General features: G+C 62.9%; 12 protein-coding genes and 1 tRNA gene. 3 read left to right on the top strand and 10 right to left on the bottom strand.

The features are described from left to right. Window positions 1-17 precede the first annotated feature (17 nt). From M5B96_RS17205 to dibA, 3 genes are all read right to left on the bottom strand, one after another. Entirely contained in the window at window positions 18-1,028 is a 1,011-nt protein-coding gene (locus tag M5B96_RS17205) for a sulfate ABC transporter substrate-binding protein (protein ID WP_248797932.1), read from the bottom strand. Between the two features lie 158 nt (window positions 1,029-1,186). Further along, window positions 1,187-1,369, bottom strand: coding sequence for a sulfur starvation response protein OscA (oscA, locus tag M5B96_RS17200; RefSeq protein ID WP_094469701.1), 183 nt, complete (start codon window positions 1,367-1,369; stop codon window positions 1,187-1,189). A 350-nt stretch (window positions 1,370-1,719) separates the two neighbouring features. Then, complete coding sequence (gene dibA / locus M5B96_RS17195; protein WP_248797931.1) at window positions 1,720-3,639, bottom strand: phosphodiesterase DibA; 1,920 nt, start codon at window positions 3,637-3,639, stop codon at window positions 1,720-1,722. Window positions 3,640-3,806: 167 nt separating this feature from the next. Here dibA and desA point away from each other — a divergent pair, with 167 nt between their 5' ends. Together desA and M5B96_RS17185 are read left to right on the top strand one after the other, a co-directional pair. Beyond that, the gene (desA, locus tag M5B96_RS17190) at window positions 3,807-4,991 is read left to right on the top strand and encodes a delta-9 fatty acid desaturase DesA (protein WP_248797930.1); all 1,185 of its coding nucleotides are present in this window, start codon (window positions 3,807-3,809) and stop codon (window positions 4,989-4,991) included. Between the two features lie 147 nt (window positions 4,992-5,138). After that, window positions 5,139-6,128 carry a GGDEF domain-containing protein gene (locus M5B96_RS17185; protein WP_248797929.1) on the top strand — a complete coding sequence of 330 codons (990 nt, stop codon included), beginning with the start codon at window positions 5,139-5,141 and terminating at the stop codon, window positions 6,126-6,128. 66 nt (window positions 6,129-6,194) lie between these two features. On the opposite strand, the gene M5B96_RS17180 is transcribed toward M5B96_RS17185, so the two are convergent. The 3 genes from M5B96_RS17180 to gabD form a co-directional block, all read right to left on the bottom strand. Further along, window positions 6,195-7,406, bottom strand: a complete 1,212-nt coding sequence (locus M5B96_RS17180) for an HDOD domain-containing protein (protein WP_248797928.1) — start codon at window positions 7,404-7,406, stop codon at window positions 6,195-6,197. A 132-nt stretch (window positions 7,407-7,538) separates the two neighbouring features. Beyond that, entirely contained in the window at window positions 7,539-8,822 is a 1,284-nt protein-coding gene (gene gabT, locus M5B96_RS17175) for a 4-aminobutyrate--2-oxoglutarate transaminase (RefSeq protein WP_248797927.1), read from the bottom strand. A gap of 174 nt (window positions 8,823-8,996) precedes the next feature. Beyond that, entirely contained in the window at window positions 8,997-10,439 is a 1,443-nt protein-coding gene (gabD, locus tag M5B96_RS17170) for an NADP-dependent succinate-semialdehyde dehydrogenase (protein ID WP_248797926.1), read from the bottom strand. A 397-nt stretch (window positions 10,440-10,836) separates the two neighbouring features. Between gabD and M5B96_RS17165 the strand changes: the two genes are divergently transcribed. Next, window positions 10,837-10,913 (top strand) — tRNA-Arg (locus tag M5B96_RS17165). An 89-nt stretch (window positions 10,914-11,002) separates the two neighbouring features. Here the strand turns inward: M5B96_RS17165 and M5B96_RS17160 are convergent. The 4 genes from M5B96_RS17160 to pgaB form a co-directional block, all read right to left on the bottom strand. After that, complete coding sequence (locus tag M5B96_RS17160) at window positions 11,003-16,291, bottom strand: dermonecrotic toxin domain-containing protein (protein ID WP_248797925.1); 5,289 nt, start codon at window positions 16,289-16,291, stop codon at window positions 11,003-11,005. A gap of 110 nt (window positions 16,292-16,401) precedes the next feature. Next, window positions 16,402-16,908, bottom strand: coding sequence for a poly-beta-1,6-N-acetyl-D-glucosamine biosynthesis protein PgaD (gene pgaD / locus M5B96_RS17155; protein WP_248797924.1), 507 nt, complete (start codon window positions 16,906-16,908; stop codon window positions 16,402-16,404). Further along, entirely contained in the window at window positions 16,905-18,260 is a 1,356-nt protein-coding gene (gene pgaC / locus M5B96_RS17150; protein WP_248797923.1) for a poly-beta-1,6-N-acetyl-D-glucosamine synthase, read from the bottom strand. The genes pgaD and pgaC overlap by 4 nt, the downstream gene beginning before the upstream one ends. A 3-nt stretch (window positions 18,261-18,263) precedes the next feature. After that, complete coding sequence (gene pgaB / locus M5B96_RS17145; RefSeq protein ID WP_248797922.1) at window positions 18,264-20,261, bottom strand: poly-beta-1,6-N-acetyl-D-glucosamine N-deacetylase PgaB; 1,998 nt, start codon at window positions 20,259-20,261, stop codon at window positions 18,264-18,266. Between the last annotated feature and the right edge of the window lie 10 nt (window positions 20,262-20,271).

Here is a 20,271-nt window from a genome sequence, read left to right as displayed (position 1 = left end):
AGGTTAGCGTTTTCAGGTTATTGGGCCTGATAGATCTGGTCGAATACGCCACCGTCATTGAAGAATTTCGGTTGCGCCGATTTCCAGCCGCCGAAGTCCTTGTCGATGGTCACCAGGTCCAGTTTAGGGAACTGCTGGGCGTATTTGGCGGCGATTTTCTCGTCACGCGGACGGTAGAAGTTCTTCGCCGCGATTTCCTGGCCGGCCGGGCTGTACAGGTGCTTGAGGTATTCGCTGGCGATCTCGCTATTGCCCTTCTTCTCGGCGTTCTTGTCGACCACCGCCACGGGCGGCTCGGCGAGGATCGACAGGGACGGCACGACGATATCGAACTTGTCGGCGCCGCCGTCTTCCTTCAGGGCCAGGAAGGCTTCGTTTTCCCAGGCCAGCAGCACGTCGCCCTGACCATTGTTGACGAAGGTGATGGTCGAGCCGCGAGCGCCGGTGTCGAGGATCGGCACGTGCTTGAACAGCTCTTTCACGTATTCCTGGGCCTTGGCTTCGCTGCCACCGGCTTTCAGGCCGTAGGCCCAGGCGGCGAGGAAGTTCCAGCGCGCACCGCCGCTGGTTTTCGGGTTCGGGGTGATCACCGAGACGTCCTTCTTGAGCAGGTCGTTCCAGTCCTTGATGCCTTTGGGGTTGCCCTTGCGCACCAGGAACACGATGGTCGAGGTGTAGGGCGTGCTGGCGTCCGGCAGGCGTTTCTGCCAGTCCGCCGGCAGGGTCTTGCCGAGCTTGGCGATTTCGTCGATGTCGCCGGCCAGGGCCAGGGTCACCACGTCGGCGCGCAGGCCGTCGATCACCGCCCGGCCTTGCTTGCCCGAACCACCATGGGATTGCTGGATCTTCACGTTGTCGCCGGGGTGGGCCTGCTTCCAGAAGCTGGTGAATTCGGCGTTGTAGTCCTGGTACAGCTCACGGGTCGGGTCGTAGGACACGTTGAGCAGCTCGTAATCCTTGGCAAGGGCGGAACCGGCAAACACGGCACTGGCGAGCGCGGCCAGGGCGTAACGGCGAATCGACGACATGGTGAAGCTCCCGAAAATTTTCGTGTGTTGGCTTTTTTTCTTATGGCGCTTGCGACCCGCATTCAGGCTCGAACGCTCTGGTTTTGACTGGGGGTCATGAGATGACGCCCTCCGGCTGACCAGTCGGGCCTCTGATTGAACAGAGGAAGACGCGCGGTTCAGCTGGGTTTGGTGCCCGGATTTTGCAGCCGGAATTTTTCCTTGCGTTCGATCTGTACCACTTGCGCGTTGTGGACGGTGATCTCGACCGCGCCGAAACGCAGATCGCGCAGGGCGCTCTGGATCTCACGCAGAATGGTTGCTTCGTCCTGGCCGTCAACGCTACGCAGAGATGCGCTCATGGTCGTGCTCCTGAAATGAGAGTTGCCCCGGCAGTGGGGCACTGCTTGTGGCGTGAGGGCAATCTTAGACAGGCCAAGTTATTCTTAAAAATACTATTTAAGAATTTTAATATAACTAAATTCCATTAACAGGAATGACGTGGGTTGTAGCAGAGGCTGAAGCACTCCAAGGGGTGAACGAGTCATTGTGGCGAGGGGGCTTGCCCCCGCCGGGGGTGCGAAGCGCCCCTGAAATCAGCGACCTCAACGTGTCAGGTAAAACCCCATCACAGGTTTTACGGCTGCTTCGCAGCCGAACGGGGGCAAGCCCCCTCGCCACAAGACCGGGTTCGATCTGAAACTCGAGGTAGTCACGCAATCACCGGTGCACGCTGCCAGTCGATCTGGCCCGCCGGCACCGGCCGGCCGAACCAGTAGCCCTGGCCCAGGTCACAGGACTGATCGAGCAGGAAGCGCGCCTGCTCGGCCTGCTCGATGCCCTCGGCCTGGACCTGCATGCCCATGCTTTGCGCCAGGGCGATGACCACCCGGACAATCGCCGCATCGTCTTCGTCCCAGGGCAAACCGGCAACGAAACCCTGGTCGATCTTGAGCTTCTGCACCGGCAGCCGTTTGAGCCGCAGCAACGAGGAATAACCGGTACCAAAATCGTCGATCGCCAGGCTCACCCCCAGCTCGCGCAAGCGGTGCAGTTGCTCCAACGCCACTTCCGGGTCGTCCATCACCGCGCTTTCGGTCACTTCCAGCTCCAGCAGCGCCGGGTCCAGGCCGGTGTCATCGAGCACCTTCGCCACCTGCTGGTACAGCTCGCGACGGGCAAACAGGCGGCTGGAGACATTCACTGCGATAAACGACAGCTTCACGCCATCCTGCAGCCACTGGCACATCTGCCGGCAGGACTGCTGCATGACCCAGGCATCGATCTCAGCGATCAGCCCGGTACGCTCGGCAATCGGAATGAACTCGCCGGGCGACACCAGCCCGCGCTGCGGATGCTCCCAACGTACCAAGGCCTCGACCCCGATCAGCCGACTGCTGCTCAGTTCATGCACGGGCTGGTAATACACCCGCAGCTCGCCCTGCTCCAGCGCCCGGCGCAACTCGCCGGCCATTTCCACCCGATGCTGGGCGTGGGCGGTCAGTTCTTCGGTGTACAGGGCATAGCCTTCACGTCCCGCGCTCTTGGCCTTGAACAAGGCCGAGTCGGCATTGCGCAGCAATTGTTCGGCATTCAGCGAATCGCTGGGGAACAGGCTGATGCCGATGCTGGTGCTGATGAACAATTGATGCCCGTCGAGCAGGAACGGCTCTTTCAAGCCCTCGATCACCCGCTGTGCCAGGGCCGCCGCCTGCACCACCTGCGGACAGTTCTCCGCCAGCACGGCGAACTCGTCACCGCCCAGGCGGGCCAGGCTGATACCACTGCCGAACAACTGCTGCAGGCGCTCGCCCACCGCCTTGAGCAATTGGTCGCCGATGTTGTGGCCGAGGCTGTCGTTGATGATCTTGAAATGATCCAGGTCGATCAGCAGCAAGGCGCAACCGCGCTTGTGCACCTGCGCCGAAGCCAGCGCCTGGGTGGCGCGGTCGGTGAACAGCAGGCGATTGGGCAGGCCGGTCAGCGGATCGTAGTTGGCCAATTGCGCCAATTCGTGCTGCGAATCCTTGATCGCGCTGATATCGGAAAACACCGCGACATACTGGCTGAGCTGCCCATGGTCGTCGCGAATCGCGCGAATCGTCTGCCATTGCGGATAGATTTCGCCGCTCTTGCGCCGGTTCCAGATCTCCCCGCTCCACTCGCCGTTGGTCTCCAGCGCCTCATAGACCTTCTGGTAGAAATCCGCCGAATGCCGTCCGGACTTGAACAGGTTCGGCCGCTCCCCCAGTACCTCGGCTTCCTGATAACCGGTAATGGCGACAAAGGCGCGGTTGACGTGAACGATCAAGCCGTCCTTGTCGGTGACCAGTACCCCTTCGCGGGTACAATCGAACACCGCGGCAGCCTGGCGCAAGCGCTCGCGATCGGCGGTGCTGTGCATCAGGTGCATGACGGTATGAGCGAAACGCTGGTAACGGGCATGAATCAGAAAAATCAGCACGGTGCTGACGCTCACCCACAGGTAACCGCGGGCGATCTGCCAGTGCACCAACTGCTCGGGGTCATCGAAAAAGCTGCTCAGCAGCTGCTGGCTGAGCTGGATCCAGAGGATCGACAACAGCAGGTACAGCAAGCCCGCCCTTAGAGCATTACGGTTCGAGATCGACATAAACGGTGCTAATTCCCTCTAGAAACGCCAAATTGCCCTACAAACTGGCCGGAATTATAGAGTAAGAAACATCCCGCGACTCTTATCTGAAAGAGCGACTGGTTTTCTCTGTGGGCTCGGTGATAATGCACGGGCTGTTCTTTACTTTTTCGAGGGCCATACAGCCTATGTGGTACAACGGTTTTCTTGACCTGTCAGCCTGGCAAATAGTGGCGGTCACCCTGTTGATGACCCACGTGACCATTGTCGGCGTCACGGTCTATCTGCATCGCTATTCGGCCCACCGCTCCCTGGAGCTCAACGGCGGCCTGAAACATTTTTTCCGCTTCTGGCTGTGGCTGACCACGGCACAGAATACTCGCGAGTGGACGGCTATCCACCGTAAACATCACGCAAAATGTGAAACCGTCGACGACCCCCACAGTCCGGTGATCCTCGGCCTGTCCACCGTGTTGCGGACCGGCGCCGAACTGTACCGGGCCGAGGCCGGCAACCCCGAGACCTTGCGCATCTACGGCAAGAACTGTCCGGACGACTGGCTCGAACATAACCTCTACTCGCGTTACAAAATGCTCGGCATCGCCATCATGGCGGTGATCGACCTGCTGCTGTTCGGCGCCATCGGCATCACTGTCTGGGCCATCCAGATGATGTGGATTCCTTTCTGGGCCGCCGGCGTGATCAACGGCCTGGGCCACGCGGTCGGTTATCGCAACTTCGAATGCCGTGACGCCGCCACCAACCTGGTGCCCTGGGGCATCCTGATCGGCGGCGAAGAGCTGCACAACAACCACCATACCTACCCCAACTCGGCCAAGCTCTCGGTCAAGAAGTGGGAGTTCGACCTCGGCTGGGCCTGGATCAAGGTCTTCAGTTTCCTGGGCCTGGCCAAGGTGCAACGCGTGGCGCCCATCGCCCACCGGGTCGAAGGCAAGGGTCACCTGGACATGGACACCGCCATGGCGATCCTCAACAACCGCTTCCAGATCATGGCCCAGTACCGCAAGCTGGTGATCGCACCGCTGGTGCAACAGGAACTGGCCAAGGTCGATCACTCGGTCCGCCATCAGTTCCACCGCGCCAAGCGCCTGCTGTCGCGGGAAACCAGCCTGCTCAACGAAAATCACCAGATTCGCATCGAAACCATGCTCGCCCACAGCCAGGCACTCAAGGTAATTTACGAGAAGCGCCTGGCCTTGCAACAGATCTGGGTCAAGACCAGCTCAAATGGCCACGACATGCTCGCCGCGATCAAGGATTGGGTCCACGAAGCCGAAGCCAGCGGCATCCAGTCGTTGCGCGACTTCGCCGATCAGCTGAAAACCTACTCGTTGCGGCCCTCGGTTGCCTGACACCGTTGATCGGCGCGCCCCATCCCAGGGCGCGCCGAACGGAACTTAGCGGCCCTGGCCCTATCTCAAAAGCACGTCGCCATCCCGGCGGGCCGTAGCGTGGCCGTGCCGCCATAACGTACGGCACGCCTTGTGAGATGAGTGCCGATGGTCAATAAGAATTCGAAACCACCTTCCCTCCCACAGTGGCCAAAAGCCGCTGAAACCCTGCTGGCCTTGATGCACGCGCAGGCTGAAGTCGCACGCCTGGGCGAACGCGAACAGCTCTTCAGTTCCTTGCTGGTCAGCGTCAATGCGGTGCTCTGGGCGCTGGACTGGAACACCCAGCAGATGCTCTACGTCAGCCCCGCCTACGAGCGGATCTTTGGCCGCTCGGCCGGCCTGTTGCTGGCCGACTACAACGAATGGCGCAACAGCATCTACCCCGACGACCTCGATTACGCAGAGCGCAGCCTGGCCCAAGTCCTGGAAAAGGGCTCGGTGGAGGACCGCGAGTACCGCATCATCAGTGCCGACGGGCAGATTCGCTGGCTCAGCGACAAGTGCTTCATCAGTCGCCATGCCGAGCCAGGGCAACGGGTGATCGTGGTCGGCATCGCCGAGGACATCACCGAGAAGAAAGCCCTGGAAGACGAGTTGCAGCGCCTGGCCACCACCGATGTGCTGACCGGCAGCAGCAATCGCCGGCACTTCTTCGACAGTGCCCAGCGGGCCTTCGAACAGGCACGCTTGCAGGATTCGCCGCTGGCATTCCTGCTGCTGGACATCGATGACTTCAAGCTGATCAACGACAGCTACGGTCATCCCGAAGGCGACCTGGTGTTGCAACGGATCGCCGAGACCGGGCGCGGCGCGCTGCGCGTTGGCGATCTGTTCGGACGGATTGGCGGTGAAGAGTTCGCCGCGCTGCTACCCGGTTGTGCGCCGGAGATGGCCCGGCAGATCGCCGAACGCTTGCAACGGGAGATCCAGCGCCTGAGCTTCAGTCACGACGGCAAGGTCTTCGGTGTCACCGTCAGCCAGGGCCTGACCAGCCTGACACCGGCGGATGAAACCCTCGATCCGCTGTTCGCCCGGGCGGACAGCGCCATGTACCAGGCCAAGCGCCAGGGCAAGAACCAGATCGTGCTGGCGTAACCCCCGCCGTAGCCCCCTGGACTCGCAACACCGGCCAACGCGATCACTGTGGGAGCCGGCTGATCATCAGTTCTTGCGCAAGCGCATCAGCTCCGGCAAGCCGACCTTGAGCAAACGCGCGGTGCGACTCTTGGCGAGCTCCTCAACGCCCTCATGGGGCGTCAGCCGCGCCATCTGCGCCGCCAGGTTCATCACCAAGGCCTCGCGCGAGTAAACCCCGCCACCGAGCTGGTAGACCGCCGCAATCAGCTCCCGCAGCTCCAGCGGCAGGCGCCAACGCGTGCGCAGCGCCGAGCCGAAGCCGGCGCCAAGGGTATAGAGCGATTCGCCAATCAGTTCATCATCCAGCTCACCGCCCGCGCTCAGCCACTCCTGCAGACAACGCAGCAAGGCCAGGTCCCCCAGGCGATGCAACAGACCGGCGCAATAACAGCGCTCCTGATCCAGATCGAGCAAGCGCGCCAGGGCGTAGCCGTATTCGGCCGTATGCAACGACAGCTCCCAATAGCGCTCGGCGTAGTCGCCCAGGGCCGCGTCACTGAGCCGGGCACTGCGCTTGAGGGTGAGGCCGAGGATCAGGTTCATGCTCTGCGCCGCACCGAGTCGCTGTAATGCCTGGGCCAGGGTCTGCACCGCGCTGCCGAGATGCTGGCCCGCACTGTTGGCGGCGGCGATCAGCACCGCGGTGATCTGCGGGTCGGTGCGGATTTCCTGCTCCAGCAGCTTCAGGTCGAGGCCGCCAGGGTTGAGGCTGCGCTTGACCGCCAGCTGCACGTCCGCCATCAACGGCGCACCATCCGACTCATTACGCCGGTGCTCAAGAAACCTCTCCAGGGTCATGCCCGGCACCAGGGCCTGGATTTCGCACGAGACCGCCTCCCCGGCATCCAGCAACAGATCCTGCAGGCGCTGGGTCAGGCTTTCCATATTCAGGGGCTTGGTCAGGTAGGCCGTCGGTTGCAGCGGCAGGATTTCCCGCACACTGGCCACATCGTTGCGAGTGCCCAGCAGAATGAACGGCAAGAGCGGAGTGCGCTTTTTCTGGCGCAGGCCACGCAGCAGGCTCAAGCCATCGACCCCGGGCAACTCCCAGTCGGCGATCACCAGGTCGAACGCATGCTCGTTGAGCAACTCGAACGCCTGCTGGCCATCGGCACAGACTTCCAGACGGGCATCACAACGCACGTTCAACAGCACCTGCGTCAGCAGGTCCCGCGACCAAGGCTCCGCCTCGACAATCAACACACGGGGTACAGCGGGTAAATCCACAGCGGTCATCAAGTACTCTCCGAGAGCAATCCTGACACATTAGTCAATACGCACAGGCAGATACAGCCAAAAGCCACTATTGCGCCGTGGCGAAACAAAAAAACCCGCCGGAGCGGGTCTTTTTGTCTATCGCGTCACAACTCAGGCGAGTTCGGCGAAGCACTCTTCGATGATTGCCAGGCCTTTGTCCAACTGCTCGTCCGGCGCGGTCAGCGGAACCAGGACGCGCAACACGTTGCCGTAGGTACCGCAGGACAGCAGGATCAAGCCCTTGTCACGCGCCTTGGCCACGACCTGGGCCACGGCTGCGGCGTTCGGCTTGTGGCTGTCGCCACCGTCGAACAGCTCGATCGCGATCATCGCGCCCAGGGCACGCACTTCACCGATCACCGCCGGGTACTTGGCCTGGATCTTCTTCAGACCGGTCACCAGGCGCTCGCCGACTGCCTTGCAGCGATCCAGCAGGTGCTCTTCCTCGAACACTTCCATCACGGCCAGGGCCGCGGCGCAAGCGATCGGGCTACCGGCGTAGGTGCCGCCCAGGCCGCCGGGAGCGATGGCGTCCATGTATTCGGCCTTGCCGCAAACACCGGCCAGCGGGAAGCCGCCGGCGATGGATTTGGCGAAGGTGGTCAGGTCGGCGGCAACGCCCATCTGTTCCATGGCGAAGAAGGTCCCGGTACGACCGGCACCGGTTTGCACTTCGTCGGCGATCAGCAGGATGCCGTGCTGGTCGCACAGGGCACGCAGGCGCTTCATGAACTCTTTTGGCGCGACGTAGAAACCGCCTTCGCCCTGCACCGGCTCGATGATGATCGCGGCGATATCACGTGGCTCGGCGTCGTTCTTGAAGATGCGCTCGATGCTGGCGATGGAGTCGTCGATGCTCACGCCATGCAGCTCGTTCGGGTACAGCGCGCGGAAGATGCCGCCTGGCATCAGGCCCATGCCGGCCGAGTAAGGCACGACCTTGCCGGTCAGGCCCAGGGTCATCATGGTGCGACCGTGGTAGGCGCCGGTAAAGGCGATCACGCCGGCACGGCCAGTGGCGGCGCGAGCGATTTTCACAGCGTTTTCCACGGCTTCGGAACCGGTGGTGACCAGCAGGGTTTTCTTGGCGAAATCACCCGGGACCTTGGCGTTGATTTTTTCGCACAGCTCTACGTAGGGTTCGTAGGCCAGGACCTGGAAACAGGTATGGGTCAGCTTGTGCAGTTGCGCGGTCACGGCGGCGATGACTTTCGGGTGCAGGTGACCGGTGTTCAGCACGGCGATACCGCCGGCGAAGTCGATGAACTCGCGACCTTCGACGTCGGTCACCGTGGCGTTCTGCGCGTGGTCGGCGAAGATCGGGTGGATCTGGCCGACGCCGCGGGGTACAGCGGCTTCGCGGCGTTTCATCAGGGATGCGTTGGTCTTGCTCATGGTGTCCTCATTCACCGCTCATCGGGCGGCGTGGTTCAAGGATGACGCGGCAGGGAGCCCACGGCACCAGCATACGATGATCGACTGGTACCGCGTTCCGGCCACACTAAGTGTCGTTTGCAACGCGACAGGGACAGCGCTCTCGTGCCCCTCTCGCCGAACCACCTGACTGGGTTAGATACCCAGGCAGAGATATTTGATTTCCAGGTAGTCTTCGATGCCGTACTTGGAGCCTTCACGGCCCAGGCCCGACGCCTTGATGCCGCCGAACGGCGCGACTTCGTTGGAGATCAGCCCGGTGTTGACACCGACCATGCCGTATTCCAGGGCTTCGGCCACACGGAACACCCGGCCCAGGTCACGGGCGTAGAAGTACGAGGCCAGGCCGAACTCGGTGTCGTTGGACATCGCGATCACTTCGGCTTCGTCCTTGAAGCGGAACAGCGGCGCCAATGGACCGAAGGTTTCTTCCTTGGCCACCGCGGCGTCCTTGGAGACGTTGGTCAGGATAGTCGGCTCGAAGAAGTTACCTTCGATGGACTTGCCGCCGGCCAGCAGGGTCGCGCCTTTGCTCAGGGCATCGGCGATGTGTTCCTGGACCTTGGCCACGGCCTTCTCGTCGATCAGCGGCCCCGTGGTGGTACCTTCTTCCAGGCCGTTGCCGATCTTCAGCTTGGCGACCGCCACTTTCAGTTTCTCGGCGAACGCGTCGTAGACCGAGTCCTGGATGTACAGGCGGTTGGCACAGACGCAGGTCTGGCCGTTGTTGCGGTACTTGGAAATGATCGCGCCTTCGACGGCCTTGTCCAGGTCCGCGTCGTCGAACACGATGAACGGAGCGTTGCCGCCCAGTTCCAGGGAAACCTTCTTGATGTCCTTGGCGCATTCAGCCATCAACTGGCGACCGATCTCGGTCGAGCCGGTGAAGGACAGCTTGCGCACGATCGGGTTGCTGGTCAGCTCGCTGCCGATATCGCCGGCGCTGCCGGACACCACGCTGAACACGCCTTTCGGGATCCCGGCGCGCTGGGCCAGTTCGGCCAGGGCGAAGGCCGAGAACGGGGTCTGCGAAGCGGGCTTGAGCACCATGGTGCAACCGGCGGCCAGGGCCGGGCCGGCTTTACGGGTGATCATCGCGGCCGGGAAGTTCCACGGGGTGATGGCGGCGGTGACACCGATCGGCTGCTTGATCACGATCAGGCGCTTGTCCGGCTGGTGGCCCGGAATCACATCGCCGTAGATGCGCTTGGCTTCTTCGGCGAACCATTCGATGAAGGAGGCGGCGTAGACGATTTCGCCCTTGGCTTCGGCCAATGGCTTGCCTTGTTCGAGGGTCATCAGGCGCGCCAGGTCGTCCTGGTTCTCGATGATCAGTTCGTACCAGCGACGCAGCTTGTTTGCACGCTCTTTGGCGGTCAGGGCACGCCAGGCCGGCAGGGCCTTGTCGGCGGCTTCGATGGCGCGACGGGTTTCGGCGGCGCCCATTTTTGGCACGGTACCGAGGATTTCGCCGGTGGCCGGGTTGTTGACCTTGATCGTCTGACCATTGTCCGCATCGACCCAAGCCCCATCAATGAAGGCTTGCTGGCGGAACAACTGGGTGTCTTTGAGCTGCATGTAGGCTTTCCTTAACAGCACCGCGCTTGCGCGCAGCGAATTATTGATTGTGGAAAGGCGCCTTGGAGGCTGCCGTCAGGAAATTCATTCACCGGGCCGAAGCACATAAATAGCGCACATGCGATTGATGTGCGGTTCAGCACCCAGACAAGAGCGTTTGAAATCTCAAACGAATCCTAGGATCAATGGGGGTAAAGGACAATAGTCTGTTCGAAAAAAAGAACGAAAATGGCGCTTTTGCCGAGTTTTTCTGATCAACGTGAATCCCGGGCCTGCGCGCCGCGGTTCAAAGTCGCCAAGGCCGGGTGTTTGGCCGATGAAAACCCACGCAAAGAATTTCCTGACAAAACCTGAATGGACGCCCCGAGCCGACATGGGTATGATGTCGCCCGCACAAGCACCAGTAGCTCAGCTGGATAGAGTACTGCCCTCCGAAGGCAGGGGTCGTGGGTTCGAATCCCGCCTGGTGCACCATCTGCAAAATAAAATGCCCCGGATCGTTGATCCGGGGCATTTTTGTTTTCAGGCCACTGCAGTCGCGCGGCGGATGCACGCGGGGCGACCTATATCACCCTGACAAAAAACACCACGACCTGATCGCTCCCCGGCACCCGCTGCAAGCCCGCGACCATTTTCACCAGGCGCCCTTGGTCCAGCGCCGCCCTCACCGGTTGCAACAGCCGGTGCTGGCTCATCGTCCGCTGCTCGACGATCCGGCGCAGCCACTCATCTGTCAACTGTTGCGGCGCCCCCCGGGAACGCGGCAAGGCCACCGAGCGGCGCTTGGTCCATTTGAGCGTGATGTAGAACAACTGATCCGTGCCCGGATGCGAGCAAAACAGATTCACCGTATTGAACGATCGGGCCTTCGGGATCTCGGTCACCACAAAACCATGGCGACGCAGGATCGGTGTCACGGCCTGCTCGGTATTGAGTGCCAGGTCGGCAATACGAGGCAAGCCGCTGACGTCGAAGATCCGCTGGTCGATCGCGTGGGGCGGATGGAAGTCCAGCCGGGAAAAGTCCGTTATGCCGTCCGGCTCACCGATAAAATGGTTGCGCCAGCGCAGGGGGCGGGCATCGAGCTCCCGGAACAACACATGCATATCCACCCCTCGCGTGACCCAGGACTCCTGGGTACGCCTGAGCGCGACCATGCGGGTGGCGGTCACCGACGTACCCTGCACATCGGAACGCTCGATCAGCCGGTGGAGCGTCCTGCGCAAGCTGGATTGCATCATGCCCTCCATGGGCTGTGCCAGGGACTGCTCCGCCGGCACGCTGAACAAGGGTGTGCGCGGTGTCCAGGTCTGGCTCCGTTGATCAAAGGTGGCCGGAACCGGCTGCTCGTCCAAATGGCGCCACCAGTGATTGAAGTCGTTTCGGGCGTGCGTGGCCAACGAACCGGGACGCTTCAGGAAAACAATGTCCGGATGAATCCCCGAGCCATCGGGAAGCAGTTCGAAATAATGATCGCCGAGTTTCAACAGGCGCGCCTCCGCGCCAGCGTGCCGGCGATACAACCCCCTGGACGCCGACAGCTCGACAACCTGCTCGCGCTCCAATGCCAAGCCCCACGTCTTCCAGTCCGAGGACAACAAGGCCGGCCGGCGGGTCATCCATTCCAGTTGCGGCACCGGCGCACCGGTTGCGGCCGGCGGCGACACGGGTTGCTCCCAGGGACGGTGCCAAATCCCCCGGCTGGGGCCGGGCATTGGCTCGGGGGCATCGGCGCGCAGCAGGTATTCGCCTGGCTCGCGGATATGCAGCACCAGTTCATTGTCCTGCGCGGCGGTTTTCTTCAAGCGCAGGGCACTTTCCCCCTTGGGTCGGTAGACCTCGTAGCGGTTGCGGCCGTCAGTGATGAACTGCACGCCGTCTTTCACATAGCTGCCGGCATTGCTCGGGCCGTGCAGGGCAAGCGCATCATCCGCGCTGATCTTCGCTTCATACCCCGGGAGCAGCGGCCTGGGCTTGGCCATGACATCGACTTTTTTCAAGGCCGTCGCGCCCTTGTGCGAGAGGGCCTGTCGACGACCGATGGTCTTCAGCGCCGCCCGCGGCCAAAGCGCATGGGCGACCCGCGCCGGCCGGCCCGCCAGGCGAGCGGGAGAGAAGGTCAGGACGGCGTCGAGCAGCGTCATATGCGCCGCCTTGAACAGTTCGAAGGCATCGCGCGGGTCACCGCTGCGGTGAAAACGGCGCAGGGCCACGGCCGTCTCATAGGTGTTGACCGCAATGCTGACCACCGGTATCACCGACAACACCCTGAGCCAGTAGGCCGAGCGCTGCTCGCGCTCACGCAACTCGCGGATCTGCGCCAGTTGCCGGGCGGAGTTGGAGATCGACCGGGCACGCTGCTGCGCCCTCAGGACCAAGGCGTGTGCCAGGATCAGCGACAGGTCGCAACGCTGGGTCTTCTTCAGGCGCAGCCAGTGCCCGGGGTTTTCCGCGACCTCACGCCTGACCTCCTTTTCCAGCGCCACGGGGTCCGGTACCGCTTGCTCCGATTCGCTACTCCACCAACTCTTGATGGCCTTGACCAGAGCAACGGAGTTGAGCGTGGAAACAGGCTCAATCCCCAAGGATGTCAGAACCAATGGCACCCGCTCCTCGGGCAACGGCAACAGACCTGTTGAGCACGCCGCCGGACCTTGCTCGGCCGGGTAACCCTCGATGACTTCCGCCTCCCAGCCCGCAGCCAGCCTTTGCACAATATCCGCCACCCGTTGCGATGCCCGCTCGACCTCCACCAGTGCCCGTTGCGCGGCCGCCAGATCGGTGTGCTCCGTCAGCACCTGCTCATGCGGGGCACCCGGCAGATAGACCAGCGTTCTCCCGGAAAGCTTGTCGTGGATCGCCACCGCATTGCCCACATGCCGGGCCCGGGCAAACGCCCGGCCGGCGAAGGTGACGAAGTACAATTCGAGCTCGACATGCTCGTTATGCAAATCCGCGACGAACTCTGCATTCAGGGCCATCGCGAAGACCTCGGCGGCCCAGTCGCTGAGCCCCTGTTGCCGGGCACCGAACAACTCCATGTGGGCGCGTTGCCGGACCAGCCGGTACAACAGCGCCTGGTCGAACGCCCGCAGCGGTTCGAGCCTGGAATTATCAACACCGTAAAAGGCCCGCTGGATCCGGGTGTCGTAGTGTCCTCCGAGGTCCAGCGCCGAGATCGTAGCGATCAGATAATCGGGGCTCAGGCGTTGCCGCCACGCGGAGTCCAGAATCCGTCCATGTTGCAGCCGACGTTTGGTCCAGGGCGCTTGCGGATCGAGGTTTTCCAGGGCCAGGCGCAAGAAGCTGTAGGTCTGGCGCGAATCGCTGACCAGCGTCTTCGGGCCCGCCTCGCCCGCCGTACGTTCAGGATGACCAACCCACACCCGCTCGACACTGTCAGGAAGATCGAACAACGGTTTGTCGATATCCAGCCCCGGATAAAAACCGTCCTGCTTGAGTCGTTCGATGATTTTTCCGCGGGCGAAGTCATCCAGGTCTGGTAGCTGATGTTCCAGCTTGAGTTCCAGGGCCTGCACACTTCTCTGGTAGCGCGTCAGCAATCGCGCGTACTGCTGGCGGTCCATCCGCGGGGCCGCGGACAACCAGCCGGGAAGGCCCCGCGCCTGCACGGCACCGAGTTGCAGAGTGGCAACATTGTCCAGCGCGCGGTCCCGGGCCTCGTGCCCCGGGACACCGAGGTTCTCCTCCAACTCATGGGCCAGCAGTTGCAGGGAACTGCTGGCGTCAGCAATTTCCGAGAACGGTCGCAAGCCGCCCTCGATCAGTCGGCAAAGCCGAAGGTGGTCCTGGATCTGTTGCTGGAGTCCCTGTTGCAGGGCGTCCGTCGCAATCGACCGATAGTGGATGGGGATCCGTTCGCCGGCAGCCAGCCCGCGCACCCAGCTACGTGCCTCATTACGCCGGTCCCGGGCGATCAGCGGCCAAAAGCTTTCGCACTCCGGGCTGCGCAAGCTGATGTCCAGGCGTTGCGAGAGACTGTCGCGGCTCATGAAGCGTTGCAGCCCGCCCAACCGTCCCGGCACGAACAGCAGCACCGACGCGCCCGAGCGCGGATCGGCCAGCGCTTGTCGGGTGCTGATGGCACAGGCCCCGGCCAACGACCAAGGCGAGTCCGCCGGCCCCAGGGTGATGGCGGCGACCCGTGTATCACTGGCAGCCCGGACCTCGACCAAAGGCTGTGGCAGCATATCGAACACACGCGCCAGCTCTTGCTGATCGATCAGCCCGAGCTGATGCTGCAACTGCGCCTCGTGCAAAAGGCCCTGGCCGCGTCCTTCCAGCAACTTTCCGGGAAGATCGCGGCCCTCCTTGTCCCGGCGGCTCCAGAATTCCGACTGGGCATGCCCCTCCCGCTTCTGGAGCAGGCCCTGGACATCAGCCGCCTGCTGGCGCCAAAGCTTATGCCGCGCCAGCAGCTCGCTGTAGGCCGGGGTATCGCGCCCCAGGTCTTGCTCATCAAGCCGCTTGAGCAGAGCGCGCTCCTGCTGCCGGACCTTGCTCTGGCGCAGGCGCACGGGAAGGTCCACGGCCAGGCTGCCGAAGCTGATCTCGAGCATTCTGCGCTGCTCGTCGCGTCGTAGTAACTGCGCAATCGACGCCCCGAGGGGCGGCAAACCGGTCAGCGCCATGCGTGAATCCTGCATGGCCTCAACGGCCTGCAGCGGCGTCAGGCGGCCGGCATCGGCCATGCCCTCGGGCAGCATATACGCCGTGTTGAGTAGCAAGGCGGCGGCCCACTCATTGGCCAACTGCGTGTCCAACCGGCTCAAGGCACTGTGGGCCAGGGCATCGCCGGTGAGCTCGACAGACGTCTGGAAGCGGTAAGCCAGGGCCGGACGATCCGCCCGGGGAAACAGCTGATGGCGCTCTTGCAGCGCCAGCAACTGCCAGGGTCGATAACTGCCCGGTGTGTTGAGCAACTGCGCGAGCTGCTGTTGCATCTCGGCGTGGCTGGAAAACTCGAAGAGTTCCTCCGACACCCCCGGCACGAAGAGCACCTGCCGTCCCTGCTCGGCGCTGCCGCTACCATGCAAGTGCAAGGCCCCGCTCAAGGCCAGCGTCGCCGCGCCATTTCCCGGCCAGACCAGCTCCGCCACCCTGAGCCGTCCCCAACGGCCACCGGCCAGCGCCCGAGCTTCGGGAGTCGGCGCATCCAACAGGCCCATCAGCATATTGAAGCCGGCAATGGACAAGCCATCGATGCCATGGGTCAGCAGGGCCTTGTCGTGAAACAGCAGCTTGTGCAGTTCGATCAGGCGCTCGCGTCGCGAGACATGGCTATCGCTGGCCGGCTGATCCCAATAGCGGCGCAGGGCCGTGTCGAGCCTGGACGACAAGCCCAAGGTCCGCAGGCGCACCAGAACCTGCTCCGGGTCCAGCGACAAGGCCTGCCCCGGCTCATCGGCCAGGCTCAGTCGCATCCCATGACCTGGCGCCAGGGACAGAAACGGATTGCGCAGCAGCGACAGGGCCACCTGCGCCAGGCTCCGCGCCGTTTGCCCGGCGCCGCAACGCAATGGCGGGGTAAACACCAACCTGTGTGGATCGTGTCCGAAGGCCTCGCTCAGGATCTGCTTGAGCAACCCAGCGATCCGCGGGGCCCGCTCGAAGAGCCTCCTGAGCTGGTGCTGGCTATCGAGCCCACGCACCAGCGCGGCCTGGAGCCGATTGAGCAACAGGCTGGGACGTTCCGCGCGCGCGATATGTGCGCGGAGTTTTTCGCCAAGGCGCTCCAGGGTGGCGCCATTGGGGTCGGGTAAAACCGCTGTTGCAACCGCGTTGACCGACTCAACAGGCTCCCTGGCAGGCTCCTCTATGGGGGTATTCATAGGCTTTCCCTTGATCCGTGGAAAAAAGGAAAAGCGTAGAGCGCGCCAGGACGTGCCCGTGCAGTAGATAGTTAAGCTGCAGCGGCTGGCGGCATCACTTCGAACCGGCGCTACGGGAGTGGGTGGCTACCGTCATCCTCCGACGGCAGCCGGATGACCAGAGGCGGGGCCGGCGACTGCAGCTCTTGCGATTCAACGTGATACAGGGGGCTCAGCACTTCAAGGACCCCGCCCTCTTCATCGTTGTGCACGATCATCGTCGCGGACTGGCGCATCCGCGCAAAGTTGTCTTCGCTGAGCTTGAAGCTGCGACTCAAGCCCTCATCCCCGACCACCGGCGCCGGCAAACGACGCTGCGCATAGCTACGGTTCTTGCGCTGCTGATAACGCGCCCAACTGATCAATACCAGCGCATTGAACAGGCCGACCCACAGATAAACCTGCAGGGTATTCAAGGCTTCAAAGAACGAGATATCGATCCGCGGTCCCGCCTGTCCGTCGAGCAACGGCAACAACCCCTGGATCAGCAGGTACAACAACCCGACCCAGGCCAGCACGGTCAGGGCCACATCGACTACCAGCATGAACGGCCGCTGGCGGGTTCTGATGATTTTCATGAGCGCACCTTCTGCTTGTCGTCATCGACCGGCCTGATCCCCCGGTCCGGGCTGACCCAGCGGGCGCGCTTGCCGCCCTGGCCGAACAACACCCGGGGGAAGCTGACCAGGGTGGTGAAGAAGCTGATAAACCAGAACACCAGCGGGTACCAGACCACCCAGAACATGATCTTCCACAGGTCTCTTTCGTAGCGGCGGTCGATCAGCACGCTGACCGCGAACTGCCCCAGACAGACCATCGCCAGCAACAGCCCGGTAAAGGCCGGCGGCACAATGCGGTGCACGGCAATCGAAGGCGGCAACTCGACGAACAGGCCAACGCCGTAGAAGAGAATCGACAACAGGAAAGTAAACGCCCAGCCGGTCGACAGGCAGTACTCGAACAGCAATGGCCACAGGTAACGATGATCCCACTGCCAGATGCCGCGGATATTCTTGAACAACACTTCGGCGCCGCCCTGGGCCCAACGCAGCCGCTGTTTCCAAAGTCCGCGCAAGGTCTCCGGCATGAGGATCCAGCACAACGCCCGCGGCTCGTAGAAAATGCTCCAGTGATCCAGCTGCAGCTTCCAGCTGATATCGATGTCTTCGGTGATCATGTCCGGGCTCCAGTAGCCGACCCGGTCCAGCGCCGTGCGGCGGAAGGCGCAGATCACCCCGGAAATAGTGAAAATCCGTCCGAAGACCCTTTGCGTGCGCTTGATCAAGCCGATGATCGAGGAAAATTCGCCGACCTGGACCCGCCCGACCAAGGTCGAGCGGGTGCGGATCCGCGGATTGCCGGTCACGGCGCCCAGACGGGCGTTCTCCAGCATCGGCGCCACCAGATAGGCCGCCGTGTGCGGCGCCAGCAAGGCGTCGCCGTCGATGCACACCAGGTACTCGCTGCGGGCCGCCACGGCGCCCATGCGCAGGGCCACGGCCTTGCCCTGGTTCTGCGCCAGGTGGATCACCCGCAGGCGCGGGTCCAGCAGCGCCAGGTTATTGAGCAACTGGCCGGTGTCGTCCTTGGAACCGTCATTGATCGCGATCACTTCGATGTTCGGATAATGCTGGGCCAGCGCGGCCTCGATGGTCTCGACGACATTCGCCCCTTCGTTGAAGCAAGGGATCAGGATCGAGATCAGCGGTTCGCCCGCCAGCGGCGGAGGCAGGGTATCGGCTTCCCAGGGCCAATGGCGCTCCCAGTGCAGCCAGAAGTACAAACCGCCGGCTATCCATAACCCAGACATGAACAACGGGTAGAAAAACACGAAGTCCATCAGGAATTGCCCGGTGACCAGGAAAATCACGCCGAGGGGAAACCCCAGGACGAGCGCCAGGACGATCAGAGCCAGGATTCGGTCCATCATGATCTAAGGATTCCATTTGTTGGAAAGTTCCGGGCGCACGGCCTGCACGGCCGGACGGTCATCCAGGAAATTGTCCGGGTAATAACCGAAACTGCTGGCGCCCTGGCGTTTGAGCCGCCCCATCCAGTCCGCCAGTAGTTCGCCGTTGAGGTCCAGCGCCGGCGTCTGGCGCCAGTCCCGGGCCTGCAGCTCGAACACCGTGTGATCCAGCGCGCCGGGGCGTTGCTTGACCTTGCCGACCAGCGCCTCCAGCCACTCACCCGCCTGTTTCTCGTTCTTCCCTTCCATCAGCGGCATGGCCATGGGCACGGTCCAGTCGTAGCTGGCGAGGAAGTCGTCGAGGTTCTGGGCGAACCAGGCTTCGCTTCGCGGATCGATCATCGGCTCGGCAAACAGATTGCGCGCGGTCTGCACCTGCGGCCCGCGAATGGCGCGGACCTTGGCGCTCAGCTCACGGGTGAAATCGATCAGGTAGCGGCTCTTGAACCGCGTCCAGCGTTGCAGCGTCGCCGGATCGCCGCGCAGGGCACTGATCGTGCCCGGCAGGCCATTGGCGGCATAGCTGCGCAGCGCCTGCGGGCTGGCATCCTCGAAGTCGGAGAGCACGGCATCGTCGTGATAGAGAATGCCGTCGACCGAGGTCAGCCGGGCCACGTCTTCGTAGATCTCGCCAATGATCCGTCGCACGTCCGGGTCGAACGGCGACAGGCGCCGGTATTGTTTCGGGTCAACCGCGGTTTGCCCGGTGGCCGGGTCCCAGCGCGTTACCCGCGGCAGCTTTTCATCCAGGGCAAAACTGAGCACCGGCATCCAGGCGAAGACCTTGACGTGGGCCCGGGTGCGCAGTTGCCAGGCGGCGCGGTCGAACAGGTCGGCGCGCATCGGCAGATGACGGTTGGGGAAGTACAGCGAATGCACCAGGCCGTCCCCCGCCGGATCGGCGAACGCCTGCAGGAACACGGTATTGACCCCCATGTCCGCCATGCGCTGGACCAGCTTGCCGAGGTTGGCTTCCTGCTGGAGCGGGTTCGGGTCGTAGACGTTATCCAGGTCGACATGCGCCACACGCATCGGCAAGCGGTTCTGCACCGCGACAATGGCACTGGCGTAGTGAGCCCCATCCGGGTCCGCTGCCACCAGCAAACGCGGGCTGTTCAGCAGTTGATCGAGGCTGTCGATGCCGTCGTCCAGGGTCAGCGCCAGCTGGTAGCCCTGGCTCTCGATGACCTTCAACGCGGTGCCGTCGGCGGTACCGTAGGGCCAGACCCAGACCCGTGGCGAATAACCGGTGGCGGCGCGGATCTTGGTCGAAATGGCGACCACATCCGTGCGCAGGCGGGCCTCGAAATCGGCCTCGCTTTCATAACGGCCGGTGGCCGCATCGTAGCGCCGGGTCGCCGCCGCCGGTTGCAGGTTGCCTTGGGGATTGGCGAGCAGGCCCTGGTGGCTGGCATCGGTGTGGGCGACGATTTCCACCAGCCCCGAGGCCGCTATTTCCTTGATCTGCGCCCAGTTCAGGAACTCGGAACGCGGGCGCAACTCACCGGCGAAATTCACCGGTTTATTCGCCGGGGTATCGATCCACACACCGACCGGGGCCAACAAGGCCGGCCATTGATAGCTCCTGAGCAGCGGCATCACCCGGGTGTAGAAACTCGCGTAACCGTCGTCGAAGGTCAGCAGGATCGCCCTCGCCGGCAACTCCGGCCCGCCCTTGCGCGCCGCCAGGATCTGGTCCACGGTCACCGGTCGATAGCCGTTCTCCCGCAACCACGCCAGCTGTTCCAGCAAGCGCTCGGTGCGCACGGCGACCACCGCCTGGTCCGGGTCGCGGTCCTCGATGTCATGGTAAGTCAGGCTGAGAAAATGATTTTTCGGCCAGGGCGCTTCATTGACCGGCAGCGCCCGTTGCGCGGGCGCGACAAACTCGGCCGGCTTCTGCGCACAGGCGCCGACCAGCAAGGCTCCCAGCAACAGGATGCAACGCGTGATCCAAGGCATCATCAGTCCC

It is taken from the genome of Pseudomonas sp. MWU13-2105 (assembly GCF_023242315.1).
Taxonomy (GTDB): domain Bacteria; phylum Pseudomonadota; class Gammaproteobacteria; order Pseudomonadales; family Pseudomonadaceae; genus Aquipseudomonas.
Note: the sequence above shows the minus strand (reverse complement) of the source record. Positions and strands in the feature narration are given on the sequence as shown.